Source organism: Hydrogenobaculum acidophilum, assembly GCF_054656715.1.
Map to the genome: position 1 here is coordinate 31,791 of NZ_BAAHXP010000016.1, position 6,011 is coordinate 37,801.

The 6,011-nt window shown below is 33.7% G+C and carries 3 protein-coding genes and 3 tRNA genes; 3 read left to right on the forward strand and 3 right to left on the reverse strand.

The window, feature by feature from the left end; translation table 11 throughout:
- Nucleotides 1-9 precede the first annotated feature (9 nt).
- The 3 genes from ACYQZV_RS07820 to hpt are packed head-to-tail and all read right to left on the reverse strand — an operon-like array spanning nucleotide 10 to nucleotide 5,614.
- Complete coding sequence (locus ACYQZV_RS07820; RefSeq protein ID WP_459894740.1) at nucleotides 10-1,692, reverse strand: GspE/PulE family protein; 1,683 nt, start codon at nucleotides 1,690-1,692, stop codon at nucleotides 10-12.
- Nucleotides 1,692-5,114 carry a reverse gyrase gene (gene rgy, locus ACYQZV_RS07825; protein WP_459894742.1) on the reverse strand — a complete coding sequence of 1,141 codons (3,423 nt, stop codon included), beginning with the start codon at nucleotides 5,112-5,114 and terminating at the stop codon, nucleotides 1,692-1,694. Before rgy ends, ACYQZV_RS07820 begins: the two co-directional genes overlap by 1 nt.
- Complete coding sequence (gene hpt / locus ACYQZV_RS07830; RefSeq protein WP_459894745.1) at nucleotides 5,111-5,614, reverse strand: hypoxanthine phosphoribosyltransferase; 504 nt, start codon at nucleotides 5,612-5,614, stop codon at nucleotides 5,111-5,113. Before hpt ends, rgy begins: the two co-directional genes overlap by 4 nt.
- Before the next feature lie 125 nt (nucleotides 5,615-5,739).
- On the opposite strand from hpt, the gene ACYQZV_RS07835 reads away from it, so the two are divergent.
- The 3 genes from ACYQZV_RS07835 to ACYQZV_RS07845 all read left to right on the forward strand — a co-directional run bounded on the left by ACYQZV_RS07835 (nucleotide 5,740) and on the right by ACYQZV_RS07845 (nucleotide 5,988).
- Nucleotides 5,740-5,826: transfer RNA gene (locus ACYQZV_RS07835), tRNA-Tyr, on the forward strand.
- 4 nt (nucleotides 5,827-5,830) lie between these two features.
- Nucleotides 5,831-5,902: transfer RNA gene (locus ACYQZV_RS07840), tRNA-Gly, on the forward strand.
- 13 nt (nucleotides 5,903-5,915) lie between these two features.
- Nucleotides 5,916-5,988 (forward strand) — tRNA-Thr (locus tag ACYQZV_RS07845).
- The last annotated feature ends 23 nt before the right edge of the window (nucleotides 5,989-6,011 follow it).

Below are 6,011 nucleotides of genomic sequence, written 5' to 3' on the forward strand. Positions count from 1 at the left end.
AAACCTCCTCTAAGTTTCTATAGATACCCTTAGTACCTCTTCTAAAGAGGTTATACCTTTGTTTACTTTCATTATACCTGATTCAAAAAGCGTTTTCATACCCTTTTTAATAGCTAATTGTCTTATCTCTTCTGTAGTTTTTCTTTGGCTTATAGCTTCTCTTATTTCGTTATCTACAAAAAGAAGCTCTGCTATTACAGTCCTCCCCTTATACCCTAGATGGTTGCATTTAGGACATCCTTCTTGATTAGCTTTATATATCACTTTTTCGGTTATTTTGTAGTATTCTCTTTTTTCTCTTGTGGGTTCATACGGTATTTTGCAATAAGGACATAATTTTCTTACCAGCCTTTGAGCAGATATTGCAAGAAGTGAAGAAGATATTAGAAACGGTTCTATGCCCATGTCCATAAGCCTTGCTATTGTGCTTGGTGCGTCGTTGACGTGTAAAGTTGATAGTACCAAGTGTCCTGTGAGAGAAGATTTTACAGCAATCTCGGCGGTGATGGCATCTCTTATCTCGCCTATTAACATTATGTCTGGGTCTTGTCTTAGAAACGATCGCAACACTGCTTCAAAGGTTCTGCCAACTTTTTCATCTATTTGTACCTGGTTAAGACCTGGTATATTTATCTCCACGGGGTCTTCGGCTGTAACTATATTAACTTCTTCTTTGTTTAATTCTTGAAGTATGGAATAAAGCGTGGTGGTTTTTCCACTTCCTGTGGGTCCTACCACAAGTATTATCCCATAGGGTTTGCTGTAGGTTTCCCTTAGTTTGGCCACTTCATCTTCCTCAAAACCAAGAAGCTCCAATTTTAAAGCTGAAAACTCATCTGGGAATTGCACCCTCATGACTATTTTTTCACCAAAGACCGTGGGTAAAGTGGATACTCTTAACTGCACTTTTCTGCCTGCAATTCTTATTTTAATAATCCCATCTTGTGGTTTTCTTCTTTCTGAAATATCAAGGTTTGACATTATTTTAAATCTAGAAATAAGAGGGTCTTTTATTGTAACTGGAAAAGAATCCACTTTTTTCAATAACCCATCTATTCTAAACCTTAATACTATTTCTTTTTCTTGAGGTTCTATGTGTATATCAGAAGCTTCGTTTTTAACTGCCCTATACAATATACTATCTGCTAGTTTTACTATTGCACTTTCATTTGACTCTTGAGCTAATTTTTCTATATTTATATCGTATTCTTCTTGAACTTCTATATATATTTCTTCGTTAGACAAATTTATATCGCTAGAAGAGTGGAATATGTTGTCTATTATATTTTTTATTTTTGATGGGGTTGTATACCAAATGATTACATTTTGTTTTTTTGTAATATACTTTATAGGGTTTTCATCTATATATGGTATATATGTTGCTAAGGTTATACTATTTTCTGACATAGAAATGGGTACTATTTTGTTTTTCACTATAAAATCTTTGGAAAATAAATTAACAAGATTTTTATCTATTTTGTCTATACTTACTACATCTCCATTTTTGTCTACAAGTTTGAATATCTTTGAATAAGCTTTTAGAAGGTCCTCTTCTGTTATCTTTTTTGTATCTATCAAATAGCTAACTATGTCTATATCTTTATCTTTCAAATCTTGTACTGTGGTATCATCTATAAGCCCTTCGTTCCTTAGAAATTTTAAAAACCTTAAATTCTTTTCTATGTCATGCATTAGTTTATTATACCATTACCTAATTCCGATAGATAATAATAAAGATTTTTAAGTATTTCGTTGTAATCTAATATTCTAGCATCGTCACCATCGTCGGATTCGCTTACTTTGTCCATCAAGGCTTCTAATTCTCTTGTAAACTCTTCAGATACTAAGTATGCGGTTTTTTCATTTTTCTTTAAAAAGTTGTATACCTCTATGCCTAACTTTGTGGGTATTAGACCTTGAAAGTATTTTGATTTTGTTTGGACAACATATTTTCTTTCTAAAAGCCTAGAAACTATGATAGCATATGTGGAAGGTCTTCCTATGCCTCTTTCTTTCATATCTTTTACAAGCTCTCCTTGAGTGTAAAGATGGGCTTTTGGAAGCGCTTTTACCTTTTTTTCCAAAATGTCGTAGATACCTTCCTGTAGTTTTACGGTTTTTAAAGGTATTATTAAATCCCATCCGTTTTCTAAAATTTCTTCAACAATTTCCATCTCTTTTTCTAAATTTTCTACACTTAAAACCATTTTTTTCTCTAAAACCTTTACAGGTCTCATAAAAGAAGCCATAAACCTATCAGAGATAAGTTTGTAAAGCCTTATGTGTTTCTTCGTGAGGTTAGACGAAAAGCTACTTTGGTATGTATCTAAGGTTTCAAGGTCTTCTGGTGGTATGGCTTTTGTTGGTCTTATACATTCGTGGGTACCTTCTTTTGACCAAATCCTTGGTTTAAAGTACTCTTTTCCAAATCTATCTTCTATAAAGGATTTCGCAATCGCTATACCAACATCTGATACGTGGATGGAGTCTGTCCTGTGATATGTGATAAAGCCATTTTCAAAAAGCTCTTGAGCTAAATTCATGGTCTCTTGTAATGAAAATCTTAGCTTATCAGAAGCGTCTTTTAAAAGTGTATCTGTGGTGTAAGGTGGCAACGGTTCTAAATACTTTTCTTCTTTATTTATAGTTTTCAGGGTAAGCTTATTGGCGTTTTTATAAAAAGATGTTGCTTGGTCTTTTGTTTCAAAGTCAAAGCTTATAGATAAATCTGATATATTTTTAGCTTTTAAGAAAACTTTGTAGATTTTTTGCTTGTGAAGATTGTATCTTTCTATAATCCAACCAAGCACTGGAGTTTGCACTCTTCCAGCGGATAACCAGTTTTTGCCAAAATGTTTTTGTATTAGCTTTGAATATTCAAAACCTACCCATCTATCTGAGACCCTTCTTAAAATTTGGGCTTTTACAAGGGGTTCTTTTATATCCCTTGGGTTTTCTATAGCGTTTGATATAGCTTTTTTGGTGACTTCGTGAAACTCCATTCTTTTTATATCTTTACAAAAAGCCGATAAAACTTCTTTTAAATCCCAAGCTATTTTCTCTCCTTCTGTATCTGGGTCAGTGGCTATAAGAATTTTCTCTACTTCTATGCTTCCAAGTCTTAAACTTTTTATGAGCTTGTCTTTTCCTTCTAACGTTTCGTATATGGGTATTACTTTATCGTTTTTTACAATAGTGCCGTCAAAACCTTCGTTTTTAACAAGGTCTAATATATGTCCTATGGAAGCTGTGATAATGGAGTAATTTTGTTCGGTAGAAAACTCCATAAAGCTTGTATCGTTTAAAAACCTTCTGGCAGGTTTTCCGAAGAAAGAGGATATGGTTTTTGCCTTTGTGGGTGATTCTACTATTATGAGGGTGGGCTTTAGTATGTCTTTTTGAAGGATGGTTTTTTCTTTTTTTATAAAAGCTCTTAAAATTTCCCTGTCTTGGTCTATGGCTTTTAATATACTATTTATATCTATATCTTTTATAGGTCTAAATTGGATGTCGGAAAACCAAGAGAGTTTTTTCTCTAAAGCTTTAAAACTTGCTTTTTCATCTACAAGCACCAAAGAAAGACCCTTACTTACTCCACCGGCGTATAGCCTTGATGTTCTGCCGCTTGCTTGTATATATCCTGTTATATCTGGTACCAAAAGGTAGTATTTGTCGTCATCTTTTTTTAAAATTACCTCTTCCGATGTTTTTATCTTTTCTATTATATCTTTTTCATTCAATAGTTCTTGAGCTTCTTTTTTTAGGTTTTTGATGATAGGATTTTCTTCTTTTACATACTGATATTTTTTAAGTTTTTCAATGAGAACCATAGCTTTTTGATAGTGAGGTGTATTTAGAAGCGCGTTTTTTATAGATAAAAGACCCATGAGGATGTGGGTGATGTTAGTATCTAAACTCAAGGTTATCTCTATCTTTGGCACGCCGTAAAATATAGCGTATCTTACCACATGAGGTAGGTCTAAACCCCTTGCCAGAGGGTTTCTATAAGAGGCTATTCCCACTAATACATCTATATTGCCAGATATATACTCGCTTAAGCTCTCTTCGTTTAAATCTTCGTAAGATAGAGTTTTTATACCGTTTTCTTCTAAAAGCTTTAAAACATGCTTTATACCTTCTTTTCCTTTTTCTGAAGAAACAAAAATAAGCCCACCTTTGCCAAAGAACTTTACGTAGTTTATGAGATTTTCATCTGAAAAGTTGTCAAAAACATCTTCTATATTTCTTAAATAAATTGTGGGAGTTGATAGTTCAAAGCCAAGAAGCTCTCTAAAGACAAGCACCCTGTTTGATTTTGGTCTTGACGTAGCAGAAGCAAGCACCAAAACGGTTTTCGGCTTTTCTTTGTTTAAATAGCTCTTTATCTCTTCGGAAAGCATGTTTATCTTATCTTGATTTTTTCTAAAATAAGCTTTTAATCTTAAAAGCTCAAAGGCCTTTTCTATTATACTTTTTTCAAACCCCATAATAGATAGTAGTTTATCTACATTTTTTGCGGTTTTTAAGAAAGAATCTATATCATCTACAAATATAAAATCAAAATCTTTTGGTATAAGCTCTTCGTTTTTGTATAAAAACATGTTTGTGGTAAGAAGTATTTTGTAGTTTTTTTCTTTTAAAAGATTTTTATCTTTTTTGGTGTCAAGTCCAAACACAAGTATATTTTCTTCTTTAACTCCAAAAGATATAAGCCTATCAAAAGTTTGTTTTAGTAAAAGCTTTGTAGGTACAAGTATGTAAGATTTTTTATTTTCTTTTGATAAAAAGGCTGCCACAGATATTCCAAAAGAAGATTTACCAATACCAGTAGGGGCTATCAAGGAAAAAGATTCTTTCAAGAATACCCTTTTTGCCCATGTCTTTTGTAAAGCCCATGGTTTTAGGTTTGTATGCTTGTAAAAATATTCTTCCCAGTGCTTTAGCTCTTTATCTATATCGCAGTGTTCTTTTAAAAACCCCTCATCTAAAACATTGCACACATCTTCTTTTTCTTCCTTTAAGCATTTTTCACAAGGAAGACCCTTTGAAAGCCTATGGGATGTTATATCACCACCGCAGTTTGGACATAGATTTTTAAAGATTGCTTCAATCATAATTCTATTTCAGCTATGAAGTTGAGGTTTCTACCAAACCCATTGTAATCAAGCCCGTATCCTATCACAAACTTGTCCTCTATTTCAAAACCAACGTAATCTGCTTTTATATCCACCTCTCTTCTAGAGGGTTTATCAAGAAGCGTGCAAAGTTTTAAGCTTTTAGGATTTTTAGATAAGATTATCTCTCTTACTTTCGATAAAGTCTTTCCAGTATCTAGTATATCATCTATAAGTATCACATCCTTGTCTTTTATGTCCATATTTATATCGCATATTATGTTAAAATGAGAAGACTTATCTGCGGTATAAGAGCTTACTTTCATAAAATCTATATAAACGGTTTTATTCATATACCGCACCAAGTCTCCAACAAACATAAAAGCCCCGTTTAAAAGCCCTATTACAACGACCTCTTCGTGCTCTTTCTCGATGGTTTTAGATAATTCTAAAACTCTTTTTTGCAAATCAAAGCTGTTTATAATAGGTTTTATCCTCATCTTGCCACCTCTTTTCCTTTACATTTTAGCATAATAAGTGCTATAATATAAGACTACGTTTTTAAAAGCTAAAAAAACTTGCAATATTTTTTAGAAAATGTTATAATATGGTATTTAATACGGTAGGAGAGATAGCCAAGCGGCCAACGGCAAGGGACTGTAAATCCCTCGGGCTTCGCCCTTCGCAGGTTCGAATCCTGCTCTCTCCACCACTTAGCGGATGTAGCTCAATGGTAGAGCAGCTGCCTTCCAAGCAGCAGGCTGCGGGTTCGAGCCCCGTCATCCGCTTTTGATTGTTTTAGCCCTGGTAGCTCAGTCGGTAGAGCACACCCTTGGTAAGGGTGAGGTCGCCGGTTCAAGTCCGGTCTAGGGCTTTTTAAAATTTATTTGGGGGTTT